The following is a 24086-nucleotide window of genomic DNA, read 5'->3' as shown; positions in this document are numbered from 1 at the left end:
TCTTACTTATTTATATTACTTATCTTCTTTTACTTCTTCAAACTCAGCGTCTACTACATTGTCTTTCTTCGCGCCAGCATCTTGTGCTCCTTGTGCACCTTCTGCTTGCCCTGCAGCTGCTTGAGCTTGCTCGTATAATTTAACACTTAATTGTTGTACGATTTCTTGTAAAGCATCTTTTTTCGCACGGATGTCCTCAAGCTCGTTCTTCTCGATCGCAGCTTGTAATGCTTCTTTCGCTTCTGTTGCTTTTGCAACTTCAGCTGCATCCACTTTACCTTCTAAATCTTTTACAACTTTATCCGTTTGGAATACAAGTTGGTCAGCTTCGTTACGAAGTTCAACTTCTTCCTTACGTTTTTGGTCAGCGTCAGCATTTGCTTCTGCTTCTTGTACCATACGATCTACTTCTTCATCAGAAAGACCTGAAGAAGATTGGATTGTAATAGCTTGCTCTTTGCTTGTTCCTAAGTCTTTTGCACGTACGTTAACAATACCGTTCGCATCAATATCGAATGTTACTTCGATTTGTGGAATACCACGTGGTGCTGGTGGAAGGTCTGTTAATTGGAAACGACCTAATGTTTTGTTGTCAGCTGACATTGGACGCTCACCTTGTAATACGTGAATGTCTACTGCCGGTTGGTTATCAGCAGCTGTTGAGAATACTTGTGACTTACTTGTTGGAATTGTAGTGTTACGCTCGATTAATTTCGTGAACACACCACCCATAGTTTCAATACCTAAAGAAAGTGGAGTTACGTCTAATAATAGTACGCCTTCTACATCACCAGTAAGTACGCCACCTTGAACTGCAGCACCTAATGCTACAACTTCATCAGGGTTTACACCTTTATATGGTTCTTTACCAGTTTCACGTTTAATAGCTTCTTGTACAGCTGGGATACGAGTAGATCCACCAACAAGGATAACTTTATCTAATTCGCTTGGAGCAAAACCAGCGTCTTTTAATGCACGACGAGTTGGCTCTAACGTTCTTTCAACAAGCCCTGCTGAAAGCTCTTCGAATTTCGCTCTTGTTAATGTTAATTCTAAGTGTAATGGACCAGCAGCTCCAGCACTAATGAATGGTAATGAAATTTGTGTTTGTGTTACACCTGAAAGATCTTTTTTCGCTTTTTCAGCTGCATCTTTCAAACGTTGAAGTGCCATTTTATCTTGGCTTAAATCAATGTTATTTTCTTTTTTGAACTCAGCTACTAAGTGGTCAATAATAACTTGGTCAAAGTCATCTCCACCAAGACGATTGTCACCAGCAGTTGAAATAACTTCGAATGTTCCGTCTGCTAACTCAAGGATAGATACGTCAAATGTACCGCCACCTAAGTCATATACTAAGATTTTTTGCTCTTCATCTTGTTTTTCTAAACCGTAAGCAAGCGCTGCTGCTGTTGGTTCGTTAATGATACGCTCAACTTCTAAACCAGCGATACGACCAGCATCTTTTGTTGCTTGACGTTCTGCATCGTTGAAGTATGCAGGTACTGTAATAACAGCTTTCGTAACTGTTTCACCTAAGTATGCTTCAGCAGAAGCTTTTAGGTTTTGTAAAATGATTGCAGAAATTTCTTGAGGTGTATAATCTTTACCTTCAACTTCTACTTTGTAGTCTGTACCCATATGACGTTTAACAGACATGATTGTATTTGGGTTTGTAATTGCTTGACGCTTTGCAACTTCCCCAACTTGACGCTCTTCATTTTTGAAAGCTACAACAGAAGGTGTTGTACGGTTTCCTTCTGGATTTGGGATAACCTTTGGTTCTCCACCTTCCATAACAGCTACACAAGAGTTTGTTGTACCTAAGTCAATACCGATAATTTTACTCATGGCGAATCCTCCTACTTTTATGTAAATTATTGATTTACTTTTACCATTGATGGGCGAATCACACGGTCTTTTAGTTTATAGCCTTTTTGGAATTCTTCAACTACCGCGTTTGATTCAAATTCACTATCTTCCACTTGCATAATAGCTTGGTGTTCATTAGGATCAAACTGTTTACCAACAGCTTCAATCACTTCAACACCTTCTTTAGTCAGCGCTTCTAACAATTGACGATGCACCATTTCCATACCTTGTAACAAGGATTTCGTTTGCTCATCAGTTGCTTCCACTTGCATCGCTCTTTCAAAATTATCAAGAGCTGGCAAAATATCTGAAACTAGACTTTGTGCTCTATATTTTTCAGCAGCCTGTTTATCCATTTGGACACGACGCTTATAATTTTCAAAATCAGCTTGTAGACGTAATGTGCGACCTTCCGTTTCCGTTAGTTTCGCTTGTAACTCATCTACTTTTTCTTGTAAAAGAGCAGCCTCACTTTTTTCTTCTACAGTTTTTTCACTGTTTTCTGTCGTGACAGCTTCTTCAACTTGCGCTTCTTTTACTTCTTCTACCACTTGTTCGTTACGCTCTTCCACAATATTCACCTCCTTAAAAGGTATTAGGTATTATGCTGAACACAATTACCTAAGCATTATATATTACACACAGCAATGAAAATTTCATTACTTGAGCGAATGTATTACTCTCATTTACTTTTTAAGTCCATCAGTAAATTGTCTCGTAAATAACTGTAACAAACTAATTACCCGAGAGTATTGCATTCTTGTCGGACCTAAAATAGCAATTGTTCCAAGCTGCTCTTCTCCAATCGAATATGTTGCAGAAATTAAACTACAATCTTCCATGGCCGTCGCAGAGTTTTCCCTACCGATTTTCACTTGAATACCTACTTGTTTATGACGCAAAATGTCATAAAACTCGGCTTCATTATCGATCATCGTCAGCAAGGATCTTACTTTGTGAATGTCATGGAACTCTGGTTGCGAAAGCATATTTGCTTTTCCTCCAAAGTATATCTTTTCCGATAAAGGAACTTGAAATGTACCATCTAACATTTTTATTGCACTATCGTAATTATGAACATACCCACGTAAAACTGTAACAATCTCTTTAAAGATTTTGTTATGCAGTTCTGCCATTGGTACGCCCGACAGCTTTTCATTTAAAATATTAACCATTTTTTCTAAATCTGATAAATCAACAGATTCCGGAACGGTAATCGTTTTGCTTTGTACATGCCCTGTATCCGTTACAATAATAGCGACTGCAGTTTGACGATCAAGCGGTACAATTTGTACGTTTTTAAGTTTATTTGTGCTTAACTTCGGTCCAAGAACAATGGCCGTATAATTCGTAAGCTCTGATAAAATTTGAGCCGATTGCTGTGCAATCTTTTCCGCTTCAAAAATTCTTTCAGCAAATAAATCTTTTATTTGTACAATTTCATCGTTCGGTAAGTTTTGCGGCGCTAAAAGATGGTCTACATAAAAACGATATCCTTTTTCAGAAGGAACACGCCCTGAAGAACTATGCGTTTTCTCAATAAATCCCAGTTCCTCTAAATCAGCCATTTCATTTCGAATAGTAGCTGAACTATACGTAATTTCATCTTTCTTAGCCAACGTCCTCGACCCAACAGGTTGCGCTGATCCAATAAAGTCATCAATAATTGTTTGTAAAATTAAGAGCTGACGTTCCGTAAGCATCTCATCATCACCTCTGTTAGCACTCTTTGTCTTTGAGTGCTAAATCTATTAATAACTTACCAAAATTGACATTCAATTGTCAACGGAAACGTCACGAAATAATGAAACTTTTTCACGTTAATGGAACATTTAATTAGTCAATCAAAAATGATTGGAATACTTCATTCCCTAATAACTTTCCTTTTCGCGTTAAACGAACATACCCATCACTCTCTTCAAGCAACCCTTGTTCTTGGTTACTTTGTAACTGCTTCGCAAAAACCTGATTCATTTCCATATTAAATTTCTTTTGAAACGCTATTTTAGATACACCTTTTGTTTTTCGAAGCCCTAAGAACAACTCTTCTTCCATTCTTTCTTTCTCCGTCACCGCGTGAACATCTAAATACGGAAATCCAGTTTCATCAATTTTATTAAAATATTGCTTGAGCGGCCCTACATTTTGGATACGTTCTCCATTTACATAACTATGCGCTCCAGCTCCAAATCCATAATACTCTTCATTATTCCAGTATGTGAGATTATGTCTACTTTCATTATCACCTTTTGAGAAATTACTAATTTCATACTGGGTATAGCCGTGTTTCTCCATTTCATCCATTACCATTTCATACATTTTCGCTTCATGGTCTTCACCTGGAAGTCTTAATTTACCTTTATTCATTAAGTTATAAAACACAGTTTTCGGTTCCACAATTAATGAATAGGCCGAGAAATGTTGTACACCGAGCGTAAAAGCAATATCTAACGTTTCTTTTACATCTTCTATCGTCTGCCCTGGTAGAGCATAAATAATGTCTACATTTATATTTTTAAAGCCTACTTCCTGCGCTTCTCTAATTGCTACAAACGCATCTTCCCTCGTATGCTTGCGTCCAATTTTCTCAAGCAATTCATCTCGAAATGTTTGCACACCAAAACTAATTCGGTTCACTCCACCTTCTAGCAATACATTTAACTTTTCTTTCGGTAAATCACCCGGATTCGCTTCAAATGTTAATTCACAATTGGGGGCAAATGGACGTAAACGACGGTTTATAATATCTAGTAACTTTTTTGTTTGCTCCATATTTAACGCTGTCGGAGTTCCTCCACCAACAAAAATCGTTTTCATACTATCAAACGGTACCTTTTGGACTGTATTTATTATCTCTTTCTCTAAATACTCTAAATATTGATCGACCGGCTGGCGTTCAATAAACACTTTATTAAAATCACAATAGTGACAAATATGCTGACAAAACGGAATATGAATATATGCAGCTTGCACCAAATATAACTCCTACCTTTCTAAAAAGAAAACCTCCGCGCTTGGGAGGAATCTTTACTTCTCTAACGTATTACGAATTTGTTCCATCCGCATTTTTCCCCAATCATACATCATTTCAACGATCGGTAAAAGCGACATGCCTAATTCCGTCATATAATACTCCACTCGCGGAGGAATTTCTGGGTATACTGTTCGGTCAACAATCCCATCCTCCATTAACTCTTTTAATTGGTTCGACAAAACTTTATGAGAAATACTCGGGAATAATCGTTGTAACTCACTAAAACGATGCGGCCCTTCCACACCAAGATGCCACAGTATCACAACTTTCCACTTCCCACTAATAATAGAAAGCGTCAATTCCTTTTCACAATTAAAATTGCCATTTTGTATTTTCTCGTGAATATCTTTTCGAATATTTTCGGACATTAACAAACTCCTAACTCTATATGAACTAAAAAGCTCTCTCACTATTGTAAATGAGAGCAGCTACGTTGTCTAAAAAGTAATGATATAAAAAAGAAGCCGTATAAACGACTTCTTTTTTATATCAATTCGCATGAAATAACAATCAATTATTAGTTGTCATCCATTTTCAGTACAGCCATGAATGCTTCTTGCGGTACTTCTACAGAACCAACAGACTTCATACGTTTTTTACCTTCTTTTTGCTTATCAAGAAGTTTACGCTTACGAGAAATATCACCACCGTAACATTTCGCAAGTACGTTTTTACGCATCGCCTTAATTGTAGAACGCGCTACAACTTTGTTTCCGATAGTCGCCTGAATTGGTACTTCGAACTGTTGTCTTGGAATTAAGTCTTTTAATTTCTCTACGATTACTTTACCACGGTCATACGCTGAATCACGATGCACGATAAATGATAAAGCATCGACTTGTTCATTATTTAAAAGAATATCCATTTTCACAAGTTTAGATGGTTTATAACCAATTAACTCGTAGTCAAACGATGCATATCCTTTCGTATTTGATTTCAACTGATCGAAGAAGTCATATACGATTTCTGATAACGGAATTTCATATGTTAGTGTAACACGTGTTTCATCTAAATATTGCATATCAATAAACGTTCCACGTTTCCCTTGGCAAATTTCCATTACAGCTCCAACATAGTCATTCGGAACCATAATTGAAGCCTTTACAAACGGCTCTTCTACACGATCAATAGACTGTGGATCTGGCATATTAGATGGATTATCAACAATAACATCTTCACCATTTGTTAAATAAACTTTATAAATAACACTTGGCGCTGTCGTAATTAAGTCAATTTTAAATTCACGTTCAATACGTTCTTGAATAATTTCCATGTGAAGAAGTCCTAAGAAACCACAACGGAAACCAAATCCTAGCGCTTGAGACGTTTCTGGTTCAAACTCAAGTGCAGAATCGTTTAACTCTAATTTTTCTAACGCATCACGTAAGTCGTTGTAACGTGCAGAATCAATTGGATATAAACCACAGAATACCATTGGGTTTAATTTACGATAACCTGCTAACGGCTCTGCAGCTGGACGTTTCGCATGTGTAATCGTATCACCAACACGTGTGTCACCAACATTTTTAATCGATGCCGCTAAGAATCCTACATCACCTACAGTTAACTCATCACGTTGCGTAGTCTTCGGTGTAAATACACCTACTTCTGTTACTTCAAATTCTTTACCAGTTGCCATCATACGTACTTTATCGCCAACTTTTACCGTTCCATTTACAACACGGATATAAGCAATTACACCGCGGTACGGATCATATAAAGAGTCAAAAATCATACATTGTAACGGCTCTTCAGAATCACCTGTTGGTGCTGGTACTTTTTCAACGATTTGTTCTAAAATTTCTTCAATACCAATCCCAGCTTTTGCAGAAGCAAGTACAGCTTCTGATGCATCTAAACCGATTACATCTTCTACCTCTTGACGTACACGTTCTGGGTCTGCACTTGGTAAGTCGATTTTATTAATAACCGGTAAAATTTCTAAATTGTTATCAAGCGCTAAGTATACGTTTGCTAACGTTTGCGCTTCAATACCTTGCGCTGCATCTACTACAAGAATTGCACCTTCACAAGCCGCTAAACTACGAGATACTTCATACGTAAAGTCGACGTGTCCTGGTGTATCAATTAAGTGAAGAATATATTCTTCACCGTCTTTTGCTTTATACGTTAACTGTACTGCGTTTAATTTAATTGTAATACCACGCTCACGCTCTAAATCCATAGAGTCAAGCAATTGAGCTTTCATTTCACGTTGTGTTAACGCGTTTGTTTTCTCTAAAATACGGTCTGCTAACGTTGATTTTCCGTGGTCAATATGAGCAATGATAGAGAAATTACGAATTTTGGACTGTCTTTTTGCTCTTTCTTCTTTGTTCATCTATGTTCTCAACTCCTAATAGTCTCGCCAATATACACTAGCACTGATTATATCAATAGAGCAGCAAAGATTCAATGAAAACTCGTGCTGCTTACAATACAAATCATTCTATCTATATCTTATGCGAACAAACCATAAGAGACAAACCTTTTTCAAATTAAAAAACGGCTGTCGTACAAAATGATAAGACAACCGTTCTTCTTGCTACCCTTAACTAAAAATCTCTTTCACTTTCCCAACAACTATATCCGTTCCAAACTTTGTTACTTCATAAGTAGCACTTGCTATTGCCATACCAATTCCTTCTACAACATTAAAACTTTTTAAGCTTTCTAATTGTTTTTGTTTTTCGGTAACGGAAAACGAACTTCCCAAAATTTCTGATTCTGCACCCGCGCCCTCTGTTCCTGTCATATGAGCGATTTGTTCATATGACATTTGCTGATAACCTTTCATACTCTTCAAACCATGATTAGCAAGTGCCACCCCTGTTATTACCATAAATAAACATATGGCCGCACTACATATGCATAAAAGCGAAAAGCGACTTAAACAATTATCGTCTCTTCCCATCAATGTGTATATGCTCCTGTATTATCTTGGTCAATTTGATGATGCAAGGCTGCATTTAAACCACTCGCTATTACATTTGCCATATCCTCTATGAAAGCATCCACTTCTTTCGGAGTCACCATTAAATTATGGCCAAGAGGAGATAACACTTCATAAATTAATTTTCTCTTCTCTTCATCTTCCAGTGTACCTACAGCACCTAAAAACATATTCCGGCTCTTTTCATCCGGCATATCTTCTTCTGTTAATTTTTTCTTTTCTCCAAATGTAAAGCCAGCTGGTAACAAAGATCGGGAAGGTTTGTTCCCTTCCTTCATCTCCCTGCCAAAATGCTTCAAAATAAAATCAATTGTATCGCTTGTAATCGAAACGGCATCAACCACAGTCGGAACACCAATCGCGATAACAGGAATACCCAATGTTTCTTTACTTAGTTCCTTACGTTTATTCCCAACACCTGATCCAGGATGAATTCCCGTATCAGAAATTTGTATCGTGCTATTTACTCGTTCAATAGAACGGGCAGCTAATGCATCAATTGCAATGACGAAGTCTGGCTTCGTCTTCTCAATGATTCCATAAATGACATCGCTCGTTTCGATTCCTGTAATTCCCATTACCCCCGGCCGAATTGCACTAACAGGCCTAAACCCTTCTTCTACACTTTCAGGCTGCAATTGAAACAAATGTCTCGTTACCAATACATTTTCTACAACTATCGGTCCAAGCGCATCTGGCGTTACATTCCAATTCCCAAGACCAACAATTAAACAACTCGCTTCTTTCGTAACACCAACCTCTTCTAAGAAATAAGAAAATTCTTTTGCAAAAATGCGCTCTACTTTTTGTTGCAATTCCGTATCTTGTTGACGTATACCTTGTACTTCAAGCGTTAAATAACTCCCAGGTTTTTTCCCCATCGATTCAGAGGCAACTTCATCAATCGTTACTTTCGTAATAGTAACACCTTCTTCTTCCCTCTCTTTTACAATAACTCCTTGTATCTCTTTTTGCTCTTCTTGACGCTCTTGCAGCATTTGATGTGCCTCTACAGCAAGGTCAGTTCTAACGCTATATTTACTTAAATCTAATGGTTCTTTCATCGTATCTCCTCCGTAATTCATAGTAAATATCGTTAGATTTCCCAAAGTTATATAAGGTCATTCTTTCCTTTACGTGAAATTTCATTGATATACTATTGCAATTCTCTTCACCGTTTGATAGAATATCACTTGTTCTATGTTATGAATCGAGTCATTCGATTGCACCAGGGAGGTGAAAAGTATGGCAAACATCAAATCTGCTATCAAACGCGCTAAACTTAGCGAAGAGCGTCGTGCACATAACGCTTCTATCAAGTCTGACATGCGTTCTGCTGTTAAAACTGTAGAAGCTTTAGTTACTAATAACGATCTTGAAAATGCTAAAGAAGCTTTCAAAACTGCTTCTAAAAAACTTGACAAAGCAGCTCGTAAAGGTCTTATCCACCAAAACGCTGCAGCTCGTCAAAAATCTCGCTTAGCGAAACAAGTAAACGCGTAAGGCGTTTAAAAAACGATCCATTTGGATCGTTTTTTTATATACAAAAAAGTTCACGTGCTTAGCACGTGAACTTTTTTGTTTCATCACATATGATTTAACCGCATTAAGAAAAACTCAAGCACAAGTTTCTTATCCATTTTTCCTGTTTTCATACTATAATCAGCTTCCGCTAATTCTATAATCACTTTTTTTAATTCTTCAAAAGAGAAAAACTTCGTTTGATTCATCGCCAACTTTACACGATATGGATGCACACCAATATGAGACGCAATTTGATTTTGCCCATAACCACGTTGCTGTAACTCTTTCACTTGATGGAGCAAGCGGAATTGACTCACTAATAACGCAAGCAGTTTAATTGGTTCCTCCTGCTGCGTAAATAATCCATCCAAAATTTGCATCGCACCCGCTATATCTTTTTTCACCACTTTTTCTGTTAAAGCAAACACATTTTGTTCAACTGATTTTGGCACAAGCTCTGCAACAAGTTTTGGAGTAATCTCTCCGCCCATACCGACGTATAACGTTAACTTGTCCATTTCCTTTGCCAACATCGTTACATTACTTCCCACAAGCTCTAACAACAAACTAACAGCACCATTATCAATATGTACATGTACTTCATCCGCGCGAGCAACAATCCACTTCTGAACATCCTGCACTTGCATCGCATTCGCTTCTACTACATCCGCTGTTTTCTTTAATAGTTTTGTAATTTTTTTTCGTTCATCCAGTTTTTCGTAAGGCGCAACAAAAACAAGAATAGAAAATGGAGAAGGCTCCCCAATGTATTCTTCTAAAATTTTTATATTCTGCTCTAACTTTTCTTTTTGTGAAGTTAAAAATAGTGGTGATTTTATTAATAGCACTTTACGTTCTCCAAAAAAAGGAAGTGTACGTGCATCCTCAACCACATCTTCTAAATATGCTTCTTCTAAATCATATGTCACAACATTAAACTCGCGATCTTCCTCTTCAAGCGCTTCTGTTGTAATAAGCTTTATCGTTTCATTTATAAAAAACGCTTCCGTTCCATACAGTAAATACAACGGCGAAAACTGCTTCTTTTTAATCTTTTTATGTATATCACTCATACTTTTTCCTACTCCCTAACTTGGCAATATATATTTATACTAATGCCCTAGCTTTTGTTTTACAAGTACAAAGGAACAGGCTGTATAACCCGTCCCTTTATTTATATTAAACGCCACGCAATAAGCCCCGGGTTTCTTATTGGTGTGCGGTAATCACCTTCCCTTTATTATTCACAATAAAAATTCGAGTATAAGTGCCAACTGTTAACATGCTTGGAAACAAAAAACTCACGTTACTTCATGATTTAAAAGTAGTAAAAATGCTATATTTCTCTTCATATGGAAATTGTAGATTTTTTTCTGACAATATTTTATACTAAAGTGGAATGTTGGGGAGGGATTCTAAATGAATGATTTTGAACAAAACGTTCAAAGTAAACGCAATGACGCTATTGATTCAGGGGTAGGATTTATCGTCTCATTTGGTTTTTTCGCAACACTTTTCATCATTGCAACTGTTATTAAATTTATCGGTTCTTAAAGACTGCTGCTTACTGGCAGTCTTCTTTTTATCTATTATGTGTTTCATCATATGTGATTTTACTACGAAAGGTTCCGTGTTCCCCTTTAAAAACATAGGAAATAGCACCTTGCTTATCCGTGCGCCATATTCCAATCCCCATATTCTCCAAACGCTCTATAACTTCCTTATTAGGGTGTCCATACCTATTACGCTCACCGGCAGAAATAACCGCTATATTAGGCTGTACAGCGCTCAAAAAAGGCGCTATAGACGACGTGTTACTCCCATGATGAGCAACCTTTAAAACATCGGCCCTTAAATCTGGATACATAGCTATTAAGGACTTCTCTCCTTCTTCTTCTAAATCACCTGTAAACAGCCACGTTAACCCTCCTAATTTTGCCCATATTACAATTGAAGCGTTATTTTCACTTCTTGCTTTTCCTGTTGGAGCTAACACAAAAAATTCCGCCTCATTTACACTCCAACTCTCCCCTTCCCCCACTTCGCTTATTTTCACTTCCTTTTCTAACGCCTGTTTCTTTACTACTTTTTCTAATTCCGCATCTTGTTCCTTTCGGCCAAATACGACTTCTTTTACGATTATATTTGATAATAACTCTTGCGCAGCACCTATATGATCCGCATCGCCATGCGTTACGATTAACTTATCGATTTTTTTAATACCTTCCTTTTGTAAATACGGAATCAAAATATCATTTCCAACAGAAAATTCATGCTTTTTCCGCTGCCATTCTTCCTTGTTTACACGAATTGTTCCACCAGTATCAATAAGATAAATCTCTTTATCGTACGGGAGGCGAATTAATATCGCGTCCCCCTGTCCAACATCAAGAAATGTAACACTTCCACTTTCCCGAAAATACGGATATACATAATGACATGTACTAATAAGTAGAAATATACCCAAAGCTATACACATAATCGCTTTCGACATTCGCCTTTCCCAAACCATCAATACACTAATAATACTCACGCAATATAGAGTTACAAGAAGTATAGGTGTTTGCCCGAAATTAAGACGGGTAAATGGCAAGTTTTCACAATAACTTAAAAAATCATTAGAAAGATTCAAACCTATTGATAGTACATTCGCAAGTCCTTTTGCAAGAAACGGGATGATCGGTATACATATCAAAATAACAATGCTACAGGGCAATACAATAAGAGATAAAAACGGAACATATAGGATATTTAGAAAAATACTATATGGAGAAAAATAACCGAAGTGATATAACAAAAATGGGGTACTAACAAGCTGTGAAATAAAAGAAATATAAATAGAATTTCGGATTACTCCATTACTACTCTCTAGTAAAAGCGGGGCTGATAAAAGTAGAGCAAAACTACCAACGAAAGAAAACTGAAAACCAATATTAAACACGAGATATGGATCAAATATAAGCATACATATAGCTGTTACACTTAAAGCATCTAAGCTAGATAAACGAATAGAACACATAAAAGCAATCAACATTAAAACTCCTGTTATAGAAGCTCTTATAACAGATGGTGATGCTCCTGCTAAAATCATATATAGAGGAATGCAAAAGATAAGACATACTGTCGCTACCTCCCTCGTCACACCAATTCTTAGCAAAATAAAATACACGATCACCATTAACAATACGATATGCGATCCTGAAATCGCCAACAAATGTACAAGACCAAATTGTTGATATTGCTCTTCAACTTCATATATCATTTGTTGTCTATCACCAAATACTAATGCATTCATAAAAGCACCTGATTGCTCCGGAAACATTTCTGTAACTCCCGAGATTGCTTGCTGCCTTAAAAGAAGGATCCATTGCACAGGTGACAATGATGTTTTATAGCATTCAGAAATATATGTAGCTTCCAATATGAAATGAATATTTTGCTTATACAAATAATCACGATAATTAAAACCATGAAAATTCCGAGCTATCGGTGGTTCTTTCCTCTCACCTTCGAATAGACATGATACTCCTGCATGTAATTGTCGCAGTTGTTTCTTTTCCGAAGCTGATTTAATTTTGTAACTTAACTGCACTATATTTTTATTCTGATCTTCAACTTGAAATGATAGGCGATCCCCGTTAATAAGAGGTGTATTATGTATCACCCCTCTTGTAGCTTCGTAGGACTCTCCTAGAGGCTTGTTTTGCCCTTGAACATACGCAGTGTACATAGCTCCACTAAAACAAGCTATTATACAATAAAAGAAGGTTTTACGCGAAGTACGATATAAATAAAAGAAAACATACAGAACGAGACAACAAGTCAGCAATAAAACTGAAGTGGAAGTGGAAAAGGCAATTGCAATCCCTATGATATATGAGATTGCAACATAGCCCCATTGTCCCTGCAACTTATACTCACTCCTTATAGCATCATTTTTGCTTTCGTGAATACATGCTGTAATTCTTCCATTGATAAGTTCTCTTTTTCTAAAGATGCAAATAGTTCTTTTAACTCCATATGACGCTTTTGATCCTCTAATGCTGCAATATTATATTCTAGCGGAACGTGTTTCACTGTTACATTCGCTTTTTCAAATAACTCTACGGCATATGGATGATTTTTATAATCCTGCGCATAATAAACTGCTGTAATACCACTTTGAATAATTGCCTTACAGCATTGTAAACAAGGAAAATGCGTAACATAGATTTCCGCTTCCTCCGTTTTCACACCAAACTTTGCACATTGTAATAAAGCATTCATTTCTGCGTGAATTGTACGAACACAATGATTATCAATAACGTAGCATCCGTCATCTATACAATGCACGCCACCTTTAATTGAACCATTATATCCACCAGCAATAATTCGTTTATCACGAACGATTGTCGCTCCTACCGCAAGCCTTGTACATGTACTACGTAAAGATAGCAAATGGCTTTGCGTCATAAAATATTGATCCCATGAAATTCGTTCCATATTTTTCACCTACTTTTTTGTCTACTTGTAGTGTAGCGAATGAAGAAAAACTTCGTCAATCTTTTACGGAATAATAATTTGATCTTTTATTTTTTCCAATGACTTCACACCGATCCCATCAATCTCTAACAAATCTTCTATTTTCTGAAAAGGACCATGTTCTTCTCGATATTTCAAAATACTTTCTGCTTTCCGAGAACCAATGCCCGTAATTTTTTCAAGTTGTTCTTTAGTAGCTGCATTTATTTGAACTTTCCCCTCCCCCTTTGAAATAGCAGCTACTTCTTGTACTTGTTCGTTTGTATTCGGTACATAAAGGATCATTTGGTCTTGTACCATTTGTGCTAAATTTACCTTCTTCCTATCTGCCTCAGGTAAAAAACCACCTGCCTTTTCAATGGCATCCTTGACCCGGTCCCCTTCTTTCATTTCATACACCCCTTCTTTAACAACAGCCCCTTTTATATCAATTACAATTATTTTTTTCTGCTGCTTTGTATCCGATATTTTCGGTTTACTTTTTTTCTCGATCTCATTCGCTTGAACATCCGTTGCAATGACCGCTCGCTTTGTATGCTGGTTCGTTTTCCAAAAAAGAAGAAAAAGTACAGTTCCAATAATAGCTACTAATCCCAACCATTTCTTTGGAAAATCCCACATCATTTTTCACCTCTAATCATAAATTTATAACATCATTCATATTGTTTAGGAGAAAGCTGTTACGAAGGAGGGATGAAACATTGAACATAGGAATTATAGGGACAGGAAACATGGGGAATATACTAATCGATGCATTTTTAGAAACCCGTGTTGTCAAACCTTCGTGCCTTACAATCATTAATCGAACGCCCGCCAAAGCATATCATATAAAGGAAAAATACCCTTCTGTTCATATAGCCAAAACTATTGATGAGGTAATCGAACGATCACATCTTATTTTTATTTGCGTAAAGCCGATAGATATATACCCGATCCTACAAAAATACGCTGAACGTTTCTCTGATGAAAAGTGCTTAGTTTCTATCACAAGTCCAATATCTCCATCACAATTAGAGACACTTGTACCTTGCCACGTTGCCCGTATCATTCCGAGTATTACAAACCGTGCCCTGTCTGGCGCATCACTATTTACATTCGGAAGTAAATGCTCTGAAGAGTGGCAACAAAAGCTATTTCGCCTATTCAAAAACATTTCTACTCCCCTTGTAATAGAAGAAGATATAACGCGCGTTTCATCTGATATAGCAAGCTGCGGTCCTGCATTCTTTAGTTATTTATTACAATGTTTCATTAACGCTGCTGTAGATAAAACAAATATTACACATGAAGAGGCCACTACTTTAGTAAGTGAAATGGTCGTTGGAATGGGGAAATTACTTGAAAAAGGGATTTTCACATTGCCTACTTTACAAGAAAAAGTATGTGTGAAAGGCGGCGTTACAGGAGAAGGTATTCTTGTTTTAGAAGAACATGTTGGGGATATGTTTCATAAATTAATTGAGCGGACACACGAGAAATTTGATGAAGATCTAAAATGCGTTGATCAGCAATTCAATAAACACACATAATAAATACGTCATCGTCATTCCAAATCCTTTTTATAAATACTTAGTTTTTCACATTACATTTTCAATTAAACTAGCATTTTCACACTTCACGTATATCATCTTCTTATTATGATAGAACTAAAAGCACATCTTCTTTACAAAACAAAAGCAACCTTCTCGGTTGCTTTTGTTTTATCCGTTTTTCTTCGCCATGAAGAAAATACGCTCTGTTTGTTCTGTAACTTCAAGTCTCTCAAAGTCACCAGTTACGCGAAGCACTGTAAAACCAGCTGCTTCAAGCCATTTCGTTAACTCTTCAACCGGATATGCACGTTGCACGTGACATTCGTCAAAGCGATGGTACACATCTTCTTCTGGATCTTGAACAAAGAACGTTAAATCATGTTCTACACTATTTGATTCTTCACCAGGGAAGCAATTCCAAATAAGAGATATTTCTTCTCCATTTACTGTGTATGTTTCATTTTGAAATACATGATGTATTTTATATAAAGAATGTACATCAAATAAAAACAAACCATCTTGACGTAAATGGTGAAACACTCTTCGAAATGTTTCTTGCACTCCATCTTCTTGCAATACATAATTTAATGAATCACAAAAGATCGTTACACAGTCAAACTCACCCGGAACATCAAGCTCTCGCATATCTTGTTGATAAAAAGGAATAAAATATCCTTCCCCGCCTAGTTTTTGCTGAGCAACTGCTAACATTTCTTCTGAAAGATCGACTCCGATTACATCGTAACCCTTTTGTACAAGCGGAAGTGTTACATTACCAGTACCGCATGCTACATCAAGAATTTTCGCCTCTTTCATATCCGCTTGCTGTAAGCTTTCCTCTGTGAATTCTACCCATTTATCATAAGGGACATCATTCATTAGTTCGTCGTACAGCAATGCAAATTGTTCGTAATTCATTGGCCTAGCTCTTCTGTAATATCTTCACGTGGCACATCGCCCCATAGACGCTCTAAATTATAGTGATTACGCTCATCTTTATGGAATACATGAGCAACTACATCTCCAAGGTCAACTAATACCCAGCGTGCTTCGTCAAAACCTTCCATACGTTGTACGTCGATTTGGAACTCATGTGCTTTTGCTTTAATTTCACGTGCAATTGCTTGCACTTGTTTATCTGAGTTACCGTGACAAATAATGAAATAATCTGCAATTGGTGAAATACCTTGCATGTTTAGGACAACCATATCTTCTGCTCTCTTATCATCAGCTGCTTTTGCCGCTAATACTAACAAATCTTTATCGTTCATTTACTAATTTCCTCCTTGATAACTGCGTTGTATGTTTGGAATGTTAATGGATAAATCGTTTGATTTTTTTCCATTAAAAATTGAATTGTTCTCTTTAATGCAAATAATAAAGCTTGATTTATATCTGTATATGCGAGTTTACGAGCTTCCTCCACTCCTGGAAACTTTCGACCAGGCTCAATGTAATCAGCTACATAAATTACTTTATCTAACATCGTCATTTTCTCATGACCACTTGTATGATATGTAATAGCTTGCAGGATTTCAGGATCCGTAATGCCTACTTCTTTTTCTACTAAGTATGCCCCAACAGGTGCATGCCATAACTCTTTGTTATAACAAAGTAAATCTTTCGGCAAATCTTCACGTTTAATAATCTCTTCCATCTCTGGAATCGCTCTACACTTCGCATAATCATGGAATATAGCTGCAACTTCAGCCTTTTTTTCATCCACACCGTATAACTTAGCAAGTTCAATTGCTGTTTCCATTACACCAATTGTGTGTACATAACGTTTTTCATGCATTTGTTGTTTGACAATATGAAGTGCTTTCTCACGATTCATACAACCCATTCCTCTCAATATATACCTGTACTTTTTCAGGAAGTAAATATTTGCATGTTTTCTTCTCTTTATATCTCTCGCGTAATAAAGATGAAGAAACTGCAAACTCCGGAATTTCCACAGTGGTGATAGGATAAGGTGTATGCAATGTATAACCAGGTCTTGCAACCCCAACAAACGTTACAAGATCAAGCAACGCCTCAATGTTATACCACTTCGGTAAATACTCAACCATATCTCCACCAATAATAAAGTGAAACTGCACATCCGGATGCTTCTTCGTCAATTGTAGCATAGTGTCATACGTATAAGATGGGCCCTTCCTGCTTAGCTCTTCTAAACAAATAGAAAAATGTTCCTCTACCTCAGTCGCAAGCTCTAACATTTGTAAACGACTTTCTACACTTGTAATATTCCGCCCTTGTTTATGCGGCGGAATTTGGTTCGGTAAGAACCATACTTCTTCTAAATTCAAAGCATGATATACTTCATTTGCAATGAGCAAATGTCCATAATGTGGCGGATCAAATGTACCGCCAATGATGCCAATTTTCCTCAAAAGAAACGCCCCTTCCTTTTACGTACAGCAACTCTCTTCGGTTAGGAATGAAGAGAGTTGCTATTAATAAAAGTTCAATTGGTTTCGCTCTCTACATCATTACGCATCTGCGATAAAAATAGCTCGTGCTAATCTTTTTATCGAGGAAGCTTAATTTGTTTATTTTCTCTTGATTCTTTGTATAAAACGATTGTGCTTCCAATTACTTGAACGATTTCAGCACGTGCACCTTTTGCAAGTTCTTCTGCAACTTCACGGCGATCGAATTCACAGTTTTGTAGCACACTTACTTTAAATAGCTCACGAGCTTCTAAAGTATCTGCGATTTGTTTAATCATATTTTCATTTACTCCGCCTTTTCCTACTTGAAAAATTGGTGTTAAATGATGTGCCTGTGCACGTAAAAATCTTTTTTGTTTTCCTGTTAACATGTATGTTAGCCTCCAAGCTTTCTTATAACTAATTGTTTCATTCGTTCGATATTTGGCGTGCGCCCTGTCCACATTTCAAACGCAAGTGCACCTTGATAAACAAACATATCAATACCATTTTGAATGATTGCACTTTGCTCTTTTGCCTCACATAAAATTTTCGTTTCAAATGGATTATAAATTATATCTGATACAATCGTCCTTTTTTTTAACGAAGAAATTTGCAATGGCGTATGTTCAACGCGTGGATGCATACCTATCGTTGTCGTCTGAATGATAATATCATAATTCCCTTGTTCTTCTGTTGCCTTTTCTAGCGATAAAGCAACAGAATGAACAGTAGCAGTACATGCAGCAATAAGTTCTTTCGCCTTATCTACTGTACGATTAGCTACATCAATCTCTTTCACACCTACATCAGCAAGAGAAAAATAAATAGCTCGACTAGCACCACCTGCGCCAAGCAATAAAATACGTTTCTCTTGAAGCGGTTCACTACTAATTGACTGCAGTGCTCTGACAAAACCAATTCCATCTGTATTGTAGCCAATCAATTTTCCATCCTTATGAACCACTGTATTTACTGCACCGATTTGTTTTGCTAGCGGGTCAATCTCATCCAAATAATCCATAATAGCAACTTTGTGCGGAGTTGTTACATTAAATCCTGAAATACCTAATGCTTTTAAACCTCTTACTGCTTCCCCTAGCACTTCCTCTTTAACAAGAAATGCATGATAATGGGCATCCATATCCAAGTGTTCAAATGCATCGTTATGCATAACGGGCGATAATGAATGTCCAATTGGATTTCCGATTACACCATATAATTGTTTCATAAATCCCTCTCCATATTAAATTAAAGATTTACGTAGCGAAACACTTACTCCTTTTGGTACGTGTGCAACAATTTTTGCTCCCGGTTCGTTTACAGTAACCCATCCTAATCCAGAGAATACAACATCCGTTTTTGGTTCACGAATATTAAATTCGTACTTCACTAGCTCTGGCATATTTTCTAATTCTTCCGGTGTTGGCGGGCTTAGTAAATCCCCAGCATGATTTTTATACAATTCATCTGCTTTCTCAAGCTTTGTACGATGGATTGTTAAACGATTCGAGAAGTGACAAGTAAATGCACGACGACCACCACTTACATAATCAAAACGCGCCAATCCACTGAAGAATAATGTTTGTTCCTCATTTAACTGGAACACCATCGGCTTAATTTCTTTTGTTGGTGTAATAAGCTTTAAGCTTTGTTTTCCAACATAATGAGCCATTTGATGGTGGTTAATAATACCTGGCGTATCATATAAAGAAGATTCTTCGTCTAACGGAATATCAATTAAATCAAGTGTTGTTCCTGGGAAATGAGATGTTGTAATTACATTTTCAGTCTCATCACTAAATTCTTTAATCATACGATTAATAAATGTTGATTTTCCTACATTCGTACATCCTACAACGTAAACATCTTTTCCGTCGCGGTAATACTCAATAGCATCTGCTAGCTCAGCAATCCCTTGCCCTTTCGCTGCACTAATTAAAAAGACATCTTCTGGCTTTAATCCTAGCTGCTTTGCACTATAGCGCATCCAATGCTTTACTTTATCATGTTTTACTGACTTAGGAATTAAATCAGCTTTATTTCCAACAAGTAATACTTTATTATTTCCCACGAAACGATGTAATCCAGGTAACCAGCTACCATTAAAATCAAAAATATCTACAATCTTAACTACTAACGCATCCGATTTTCCAATTCCGTTTAGAATACGTAGGAAGTCATCATCTGTTAATGATACATCTTGAATTTCGTTGTAATGTTTCAAGCGAAAACAGCGTTGACAAATTACTTGTTCTTTCTCTAAAGATGAAGTAGGAGCATATCCCACTTCATTTTTATCTTCTGTTTGAATTTCTACACCGCAACCAATACATTTAATTGTTTCAGTCAAACTTTATTCCTCCCAGTTAATTAAACCTTTTTTCTTCATATTTCTCATAATTCTTCGTTCAATTTTTCGATTAAAGCGCGTTACTAATCCGTCTGTTTGTGCTACCGGTACAACTAAAATCGTATGAAGTCCCACTCGGTTTCCACCTAGCACATCAGTTAGTAACTGATCTCCAATTACTACAACTTCATCTGGTTGCAGATGCATCTCTTGTATCGCACGCTTAAACGCGCGGACAAATGGTTTACGCGCACTATGAATAAATGGAATACCTAATGGATCAGCAAAGTCTTTCACACGTTGCTCATTATTATTTGAAACGACCGTTACTTGAATGCCTTGCTCTTTCATTTTCAAAAACCATTCTTCAAGTTGTGGCGTTGCATTTGGACGATCCCATTCAATTAACGTGTTATCTAAATCAGTAATAACACCTTTAATTCCACGTTTTTTCAAATCTTCTGGTTGAACATGATATACATTTTTCACATATTCATTTGGTAAAAATAGCTTCAATTTCTTTCACCTCTTTGAGGAGTTTTCATAAAAATTTTTCGACAACATATTTCGATATATGACCTGTGGATAAAATTGTACACATTTTCCACATTAATTTTTCAGTCAATTCGGAATTTACTAACAATCTATACACATTTTATCCACCTAGGTATGTGGATAACCACTCGTTTGTGACTGTCATATTTTTTTGGTACATTAAATGCAACAACGAATCAATCCTTAAATTATTAGGAGGTGACTCACCTTGAAAACAAAATATATGGAACAGTTATCTACTGAGTTACTCACTGAGTCTTATTATAAAGCAAAAGAACTAAAATTAAATCCCGACTTCATTTTACTTATAAAACAAGAAATGATTAGACGCTCATTAGAGGACAAGCTTGTCAAATCGTCTTGATTACATATAAAGTGAAATTTTAATGAGCTAACTTGTAAAAAGAGCCATCCTGCGATGGCTCTCGAATAAACAAGTACTCCCATCTAGGGAATTTCATCATTAAGCATCTTTGTCCATAACTCTTGCTTACAGTTATAAAATCTTTTCTTTACTTATGAGCCAATCGAGTAGCAATTCTTTCACCAAGGCGAAGCTCTTGTCCACTCTTCAATTCCTGCACTACTCTTATCATATCTTTTTCAAACAATAACACAACTGTTGAACCGAATGTAAAGTATGCCATTTCTTCACCTTTTTGAACAACGTCTCTTTCATGCAGCAGCTCAATACTATTTACAAACATTGCTCCTACTTTTACAAGCGCCATATGTTCACCGTCACTATTGACTTCTGTAACAGAGCGATAATTTTTTGACAACGGTTCTTTCCCGTATTCCATACCAGCTGCATTTACCGGATATGATTTTCTACCGAGTACAAATCTTTCAGTCACAGAACCAGAAAGCGGACTATGAATACGATGATAATGACTTGGGCTTAAATAAATAACCATGTATGTACCACCTGCATATCGCTGTGCACGTTCTTCATTACCTAGCATATCCACAATCGAATAACGCTTGCCTTTAATATCAAATGTTTTTGTGTCCTCAATAGGACCGTGATCAGCAAAAACACCATCAACAGGACTAACGATACTCGATGCATCTGTATCAATACTACGCTTTCCTTCTTTTAGCTTACGCGTAAATAATTCATGCAATGTTCTATATTCCTTCAAACCCTTTTCCATCTCATCTTGATTAATTTGAAAAACTTTCGCATACGATGGAATAATGATAGAGCTCAAACGAGATTGTGCAAATTTACGTAATATATAAGAAGTAAAACGACCATTTGTAAGTTCGATCATAAGTCGATATAATGTACGTCGCAAATTGCGAAACCTCCTAATCAGTCTATAACTTTAGCTTCCCCTTCTTTTCCTTCTATATCATATGTAAAATTGGTTCTTATTCCCACATATCATATAGAACCACCATATTATACATGCGGAAAACTAAGTATGGTATTATTCTTAAATTGTTTAGCACCCTCTAATATTACAGATAGAATCCGTCATTTTCAACAGTGAACATGGATTTCTTCTAAACACAACTCTTTTTCTTTCCTTATTTACAAAAAGAAAAGCAGCCCATTTTAAAATATGGCTGCTTGCAATATACATTATTCTTTCGCTTTTTTCTCTTTCTCAGCTCTTACAAATTCATGGAACATTTTCATTAAAGCACGCTTTTCAATTCTTGATACGTAGCTTCTGGAAATACCGAGTGCCTTTGCGATCTCTCGTTGCGTTTTCTCCTTATCAAGTCCCAGTCCAAAACGCTTCACGATTACTTCTTTCTCCCGTTCGTCTAAAATATCGATATACTCTTTAATCTTTTCTAACTCCATACTAAGTTGAATCATATCAATTACATCTTCAGACTCTGATTTTAATATATCAATAAGCGATATTTCATTCCCCTCTTTATCTTGCCCGATCGGGTCATGAAGTGAAACGTCCTTTTTCGTTTTTTTTAGTACACGTAAATGCATCAAAATTTCATTTTCAATACAGCGCGCTGCATACGTCGCAAGTTTTGTGCCTTTTCCTGCCGAATAGCTCTCGATCGCTTTAATAAGCCCGATTGTACCAATTGAAATTAAATCTTCTGCATCTTCCCCTGTGTTTTCAAACTTCTTAACGATATGAGCTACAAGCCGTAAATTATGTTCAATTAACAGATTTCTCGCTTGAGCATCACCTTGCTCCATTAACTCTAAGTACTTCCTCTCATCGTCTGACGATAACGGCTGCGGGAACGCATTATTCTTCACATAAGAAACAAAGACAAACACTTCTCGAACCATATATCCAATTGCGGCGAATAGACTCAAACCTTTCACCTCCGCCAAAATAGTGGTCTTTACTATGTGTATGTGGGCGTGAGGTTGTTTGTGTCTGTACGATATAAATATGGAATCCTTGACTTATTAGACGACTAAATAAATTCCAACACTTGAATTACATTAACTTTATATTATAATTTATAAAGTTATATAAATCTGAAAGAGGTGTTTTTATGCAATTCTCAATCACAAAAATAAGAAACTCTATCGTACTCATTTTATCATTCTTTATACTTTCAGCTTGTGAACAACAGAATACAAATACACAAACTGAAGAACAAGCAAAATCCGAAGAACAAACAAAACCTGCAGAACAAACAAAGATTACAAAAAAGCAAAACCAAACTACAAATGTAAGTATAACAGCAAACAAAGCTAAAGAAATTCTTACTGAAAAATTTGGAACATTAGACGAAAATAAAGTTACATACAACCTCTTGCCAAATGAAGGCTCTTCAAAAAATAAAATTAATAATAAGCCGGACACTGATTACTATACTTTCACACCTCAATTTGATAATCATCGTGCGGATTTCACCTTTTCTGTTCATAAACAAACAGGAGAAGTTATTCTTAATTTGAGTGATGGTAGCACGTTAACTGAATCTGAATTTAAAAATACGCAGGAAACTCTACAAGTTAATAAACAACAGGAGAAGAAACTGAATAAACCAGCAGATATTATTAAATTTACAAGTGAAGATGCTATAAAAATTGTAGAAAAAAGAATGGGCCCTCTATCAGATCAAATTCATTACAATTCTTCGCAAGATCAACTAATTGGCACAATAAATGGTATTAAACTATATGACGTTTTATACGTACGTGGTGAAGGCGAACACCAGCGGGCTATAAATTTCGCAGTAGGCTCAAATGGAATTTTATACGATTGGTTTAAAGCTCAAGATGGTATTCTTCAACCACTTAACGGTAATTAATAAAGTTAAACTTTTACTGCCCCTTTATGCGAGATACGTTATTCTATAAACA

General features: G+C 36.4%; 27 protein-coding genes. 5 read left to right on the top strand and 22 right to left on the bottom strand.

What is annotated here, in order from left to right; genetic code table 11:
- Positions 1-15: 15 nt before the first annotated feature.
- From dnaK to gpr, 8 genes are all read right to left on the bottom strand, one after another.
- A complete protein-coding gene (gene dnaK / locus FS742_RS12015) occupies positions 16-1851 on the bottom strand; it encodes a chaperone protein DnaK (protein WP_073516545.1) in 1836 nt (611 codons plus the stop codon).
- Positions 1852-1877: 26 nt separating this feature from the next.
- Entirely contained in the window at positions 1878-2444 is a 567-nt protein-coding gene (gene grpE / locus FS742_RS12010) for a nucleotide exchange factor GrpE (RefSeq protein ID WP_144612545.1), read from the bottom strand.
- Between the two features lie 114 nt (positions 2445-2558).
- Entirely contained in the window at positions 2559-3575 is a 1017-nt protein-coding gene (hrcA, locus tag FS742_RS12005) for a heat-inducible transcriptional repressor HrcA (RefSeq protein WP_000954956.1), read from the bottom strand.
- A gap of 133 nt (positions 3576-3708) precedes the next feature.
- Complete coding sequence (gene hemW, locus FS742_RS12000; protein WP_144612544.1) at positions 3709-4848, bottom strand: radical SAM family heme chaperone HemW; 1140 nt, start codon at positions 4846-4848, stop codon at positions 3709-3711.
- 51 nt (positions 4849-4899) lie between these two features.
- The gene (locus tag FS742_RS11995; RefSeq protein ID WP_001293536.1) at positions 4900-5274 is read right to left on the bottom strand and encodes a winged helix-turn-helix transcriptional regulator; all 375 of its coding nucleotides are present in this window, start codon (positions 5272-5274) and stop codon (positions 4900-4902) included.
- Between the two features lie 149 nt (positions 5275-5423).
- On the bottom strand, positions 5424-7247 hold the full coding sequence (gene lepA, locus FS742_RS11990) for an elongation factor 4 (RefSeq protein WP_144612543.1): 1824 nt from the start codon (positions 7245-7247) through the stop codon (positions 5424-5426).
- Between the two features lie 210 nt (positions 7248-7457).
- Positions 7458-7823, bottom strand: coding sequence for a YqxA family protein (locus FS742_RS11985; protein WP_144612542.1), 366 nt, complete (start codon positions 7821-7823; stop codon positions 7458-7460).
- Positions 7820-8923, bottom strand: coding sequence for a GPR endopeptidase (gene gpr, locus FS742_RS11980; protein ID WP_144612541.1), 1104 nt, complete (start codon positions 8921-8923; stop codon positions 7820-7822). The genes FS742_RS11985 and gpr overlap by 4 nt, the downstream gene beginning before the upstream one ends.
- Positions 8924-9104: 181 nt before the next feature.
- On the opposite strand from gpr, the gene rpsT reads away from it, so the two are divergent.
- A complete protein-coding gene (rpsT, locus tag FS742_RS11975) occupies positions 9105-9362 on the top strand; it encodes a 30S ribosomal protein S20 (protein ID WP_001274011.1) in 258 nt (85 codons plus the stop codon).
- 83 nt (positions 9363-9445) lie between these two features.
- Here rpsT and holA read toward each other — a convergent pair whose 3' ends face one another.
- Positions 9446-10456, bottom strand: a complete 1011-nt coding sequence (gene holA / locus FS742_RS11970) for a DNA polymerase III subunit delta (protein WP_144612540.1) — start codon at positions 10454-10456, stop codon at positions 9446-9448.
- A 346-nt stretch (positions 10457-10802) separates the two neighbouring features.
- On the opposite strand from holA, the gene FS742_RS11965 reads away from it, so the two are divergent.
- Positions 10803-10937, top strand: a complete 135-nt coding sequence (locus FS742_RS11965) for a YqzM family protein (RefSeq protein WP_000997609.1) — start codon at positions 10803-10805, stop codon at positions 10935-10937.
- 28 nt (positions 10938-10965) lie between these two features.
- Here FS742_RS11965 and FS742_RS11960 read toward each other — a convergent pair whose 3' ends face one another.
- The 3 genes from FS742_RS11960 to FS742_RS11950 form a co-directional block, all read right to left on the bottom strand.
- Positions 10966-13293 carry a DNA internalization-related competence protein ComEC/Rec2 gene (locus tag FS742_RS11960; protein WP_144612539.1) on the bottom strand — a complete coding sequence of 776 codons (2328 nt, stop codon included), beginning with the start codon at positions 13291-13293 and terminating at the stop codon, positions 10966-10968.
- Between the two features lie 14 nt (positions 13294-13307).
- Positions 13308-13865, bottom strand: coding sequence for a ComE operon protein 2 (locus FS742_RS11955; RefSeq protein WP_000439786.1), 558 nt, complete (start codon positions 13863-13865; stop codon positions 13308-13310).
- A gap of 63 nt (positions 13866-13928) precedes the next feature.
- Positions 13929-14528 carry a helix-hairpin-helix domain-containing protein gene (locus tag FS742_RS11950; protein WP_144612537.1) on the bottom strand — a complete coding sequence of 200 codons (600 nt, stop codon included), beginning with the start codon at positions 14526-14528 and terminating at the stop codon, positions 13929-13931.
- Between the two features lie 77 nt (positions 14529-14605).
- On the opposite strand from FS742_RS11950, the gene comER reads away from it, so the two are divergent.
- Positions 14606-15433 (top strand): late competence protein ComER, encoded by an 828-nt coding sequence (gene comER / locus FS742_RS11945; RefSeq protein WP_144612535.1) that lies wholly within the window; start codon positions 14606-14608, stop codon positions 15431-15433.
- A 171-nt stretch (positions 15434-15604) separates the two neighbouring features.
- Here comER and FS742_RS11940 read toward each other — a convergent pair whose 3' ends face one another.
- The 8 genes from FS742_RS11940 to FS742_RS11905 all read right to left on the bottom strand — a co-directional run bounded on the left by FS742_RS11940 (position 15605) and on the right by FS742_RS11905 (position 20740).
- A complete protein-coding gene (locus FS742_RS11940; protein WP_048531264.1) occupies positions 15605-16354 on the bottom strand; it encodes a class I SAM-dependent DNA methyltransferase in 750 nt (249 codons plus the stop codon).
- Complete coding sequence (gene rsfS, locus FS742_RS11935; protein WP_048531266.1) at positions 16351-16707, bottom strand: ribosome silencing factor; 357 nt, start codon at positions 16705-16707, stop codon at positions 16351-16353. Before rsfS ends, FS742_RS11940 begins: the two co-directional genes overlap by 4 nt.
- On the bottom strand, positions 16704-17273 hold the full coding sequence (yqeK, locus tag FS742_RS11930; RefSeq protein WP_144612533.1) for a bis(5'-nucleosyl)-tetraphosphatase (symmetrical) YqeK: 570 nt from the start codon (positions 17271-17273) through the stop codon (positions 16704-16706). Before yqeK ends, rsfS begins: the two co-directional genes overlap by 4 nt.
- Positions 17263-17832, bottom strand: coding sequence for a nicotinate-nucleotide adenylyltransferase (nadD, locus tag FS742_RS11925; RefSeq protein WP_144612531.1), 570 nt, complete (start codon positions 17830-17832; stop codon positions 17263-17265). Before nadD ends, yqeK begins: the two co-directional genes overlap by 11 nt.
- Before the next feature lie 137 nt (positions 17833-17969).
- Complete coding sequence (gene yhbY, locus FS742_RS11920; RefSeq protein WP_000955224.1) at positions 17970-18263, bottom strand: ribosome assembly RNA-binding protein YhbY; 294 nt, start codon at positions 18261-18263, stop codon at positions 17970-17972.
- Positions 18264-18268: 5 nt separating this feature from the next.
- Positions 18269-19102 carry a shikimate dehydrogenase gene (gene aroE, locus FS742_RS11915; protein WP_144612529.1) on the bottom strand — a complete coding sequence of 278 codons (834 nt, stop codon included), beginning with the start codon at positions 19100-19102 and terminating at the stop codon, positions 18269-18271.
- 15 nt (positions 19103-19117) lie between these two features.
- A complete protein-coding gene (gene yqeH, locus FS742_RS11910) occupies positions 19118-20224 on the bottom strand; it encodes a ribosome biogenesis GTPase YqeH (protein WP_144612527.1) in 1107 nt (368 codons plus the stop codon).
- 3 nt (positions 20225-20227) lie between these two features.
- Positions 20228-20740 (bottom strand): YqeG family HAD IIIA-type phosphatase, encoded by a 513-nt coding sequence (locus FS742_RS11905; protein WP_000765308.1) that lies wholly within the window; start codon positions 20738-20740, stop codon positions 20228-20230.
- 247 nt (positions 20741-20987) lie between these two features.
- Between FS742_RS11905 and sda the strand changes: the two genes are divergently transcribed.
- Positions 20988-21143: a sporulation histidine kinase inhibitor Sda gene (gene sda, locus FS742_RS11900; RefSeq protein WP_000853283.1), complete on the top strand. Its 156-nt coding sequence runs from the start codon at positions 20988-20990 to the stop codon at positions 21141-21143.
- Positions 21144-21291: 148 nt separating this feature from the next.
- Here the strand turns inward: sda and FS742_RS11895 are convergent, their stop codons facing one another.
- Together FS742_RS11895 and sigK are read right to left on the bottom strand one after the other, a co-directional pair.
- Positions 21292-22080 carry a phosphatidylserine decarboxylase gene (locus tag FS742_RS11895; protein ID WP_144612525.1) on the bottom strand — a complete coding sequence of 263 codons (789 nt, stop codon included), beginning with the start codon at positions 22078-22080 and terminating at the stop codon, positions 21292-21294.
- A 290-nt stretch (positions 22081-22370) separates the two neighbouring features.
- Positions 22371-23084, bottom strand: a complete 714-nt coding sequence (gene sigK / locus FS742_RS11890; protein WP_000051382.1) for an RNA polymerase sporulation sigma factor SigK — start codon at positions 23082-23084, stop codon at positions 22371-22373.
- A 185-nt stretch (positions 23085-23269) separates the two neighbouring features.
- Between sigK and FS742_RS11885 the strand changes: the two genes are divergently transcribed.
- A complete protein-coding gene (locus tag FS742_RS11885) occupies positions 23270-24034 on the top strand; it encodes a hypothetical protein (RefSeq protein ID WP_144612523.1) in 765 nt (254 codons plus the stop codon).
- Positions 24035-24086: the final 52 nt, after the last annotated feature.

This window comes from Bacillus cereus (assembly GCF_007678085.1).
Taxonomy (GTDB): Bacteria; Bacillota; Bacilli; order Bacillales; family Bacillaceae_G; genus Bacillus_A; species Bacillus_A cereus_BE.
This window is presented reverse-complemented; position numbering and strand designations above follow the sequence as displayed.

Bases quoted from the DNA above. Each gene is read 5' to 3' on its own strand.
- dnaK (WP_073516545.1), bottom strand. From the start codon at position 1,851: ATGAGTAAAATTATCGGTATTGACTTAGGTACAACAAACTCTTGTGTA.
- hrcA (WP_000954956.1), bottom strand. From the start codon at position 3,575: ATGCTTACGGAACGTCAGCTCTTAATTTTACAAACAATTATTGATGAC.
- FS742_RS11995 (WP_001293536.1), bottom strand. From the start codon at position 5,274: ATGTCCGAAAATATTCGAAAAGATATTCACGAGAAAATACAAAATGGC.
- lepA (WP_144612543.1), bottom strand. From the start codon at position 7,247: ATGAACAAAGAAGAAAGAGCAAAAAGACAGTCCAAAATTCGTAATTTC.
- gpr (WP_144612541.1), bottom strand. From the start codon at position 8,923: ATGAAAGAACCATTAGATTTAAGTAAATATAGCGTTAGAACTGACCTT.
- rpsT (WP_001274011.1), top strand. From the start codon at position 9,105: ATGGCAAACATCAAATCTGCTATCAAACGCGCTAAACTTAGCGAAGAG.
- holA (WP_144612540.1), bottom strand. From the start codon at position 10,456: ATGAGTGATATACATAAAAAGATTAAAAAGAAGCAGTTTTCGCCGTTG.
- FS742_RS11965 (WP_000997609.1), top strand. From the start codon at position 10,803: ATGAATGATTTTGAACAAAACGTTCAAAGTAAACGCAATGACGCTATT.
- FS742_RS11955 (WP_000439786.1), bottom strand. From the start codon at position 13,865: ATGGAACGAATTTCATGGGATCAATATTTTATGACGCAAAGCCATTTG.
- FS742_RS11950 (WP_144612537.1), bottom strand. From the start codon at position 14,528: ATGATGTGGGATTTTCCAAAGAAATGGTTGGGATTAGTAGCTATTATT.
- FS742_RS11940 (WP_048531264.1), bottom strand. From the start codon at position 16,354: ATGAATTACGAACAATTTGCATTGCTGTACGACGAACTAATGAATGAT.
- rsfS (WP_048531266.1), bottom strand. From the start codon at position 16,707: ATGAACGATAAAGATTTGTTAGTATTAGCGGCAAAAGCAGCTGATGAT.
- yqeK (WP_144612533.1), bottom strand. From the start codon at position 17,273: ATGAATCGTGAGAAAGCACTTCATATTGTCAAACAACAAATGCATGAA.
- yhbY (WP_000955224.1), bottom strand. From the start codon at position 18,263: ATGTTAACAGGAAAACAAAAAAGATTTTTACGTGCACAGGCACATCAT.
- aroE (WP_144612529.1), bottom strand. From the start codon at position 19,102: ATGAAACAATTATATGGTGTAATCGGAAATCCAATTGGACATTCATTA.
- FS742_RS11885 (WP_144612523.1), top strand. From the start codon at position 23,270: ATGCAATTCTCAATCACAAAAATAAGAAACTCTATCGTACTCATTTTA.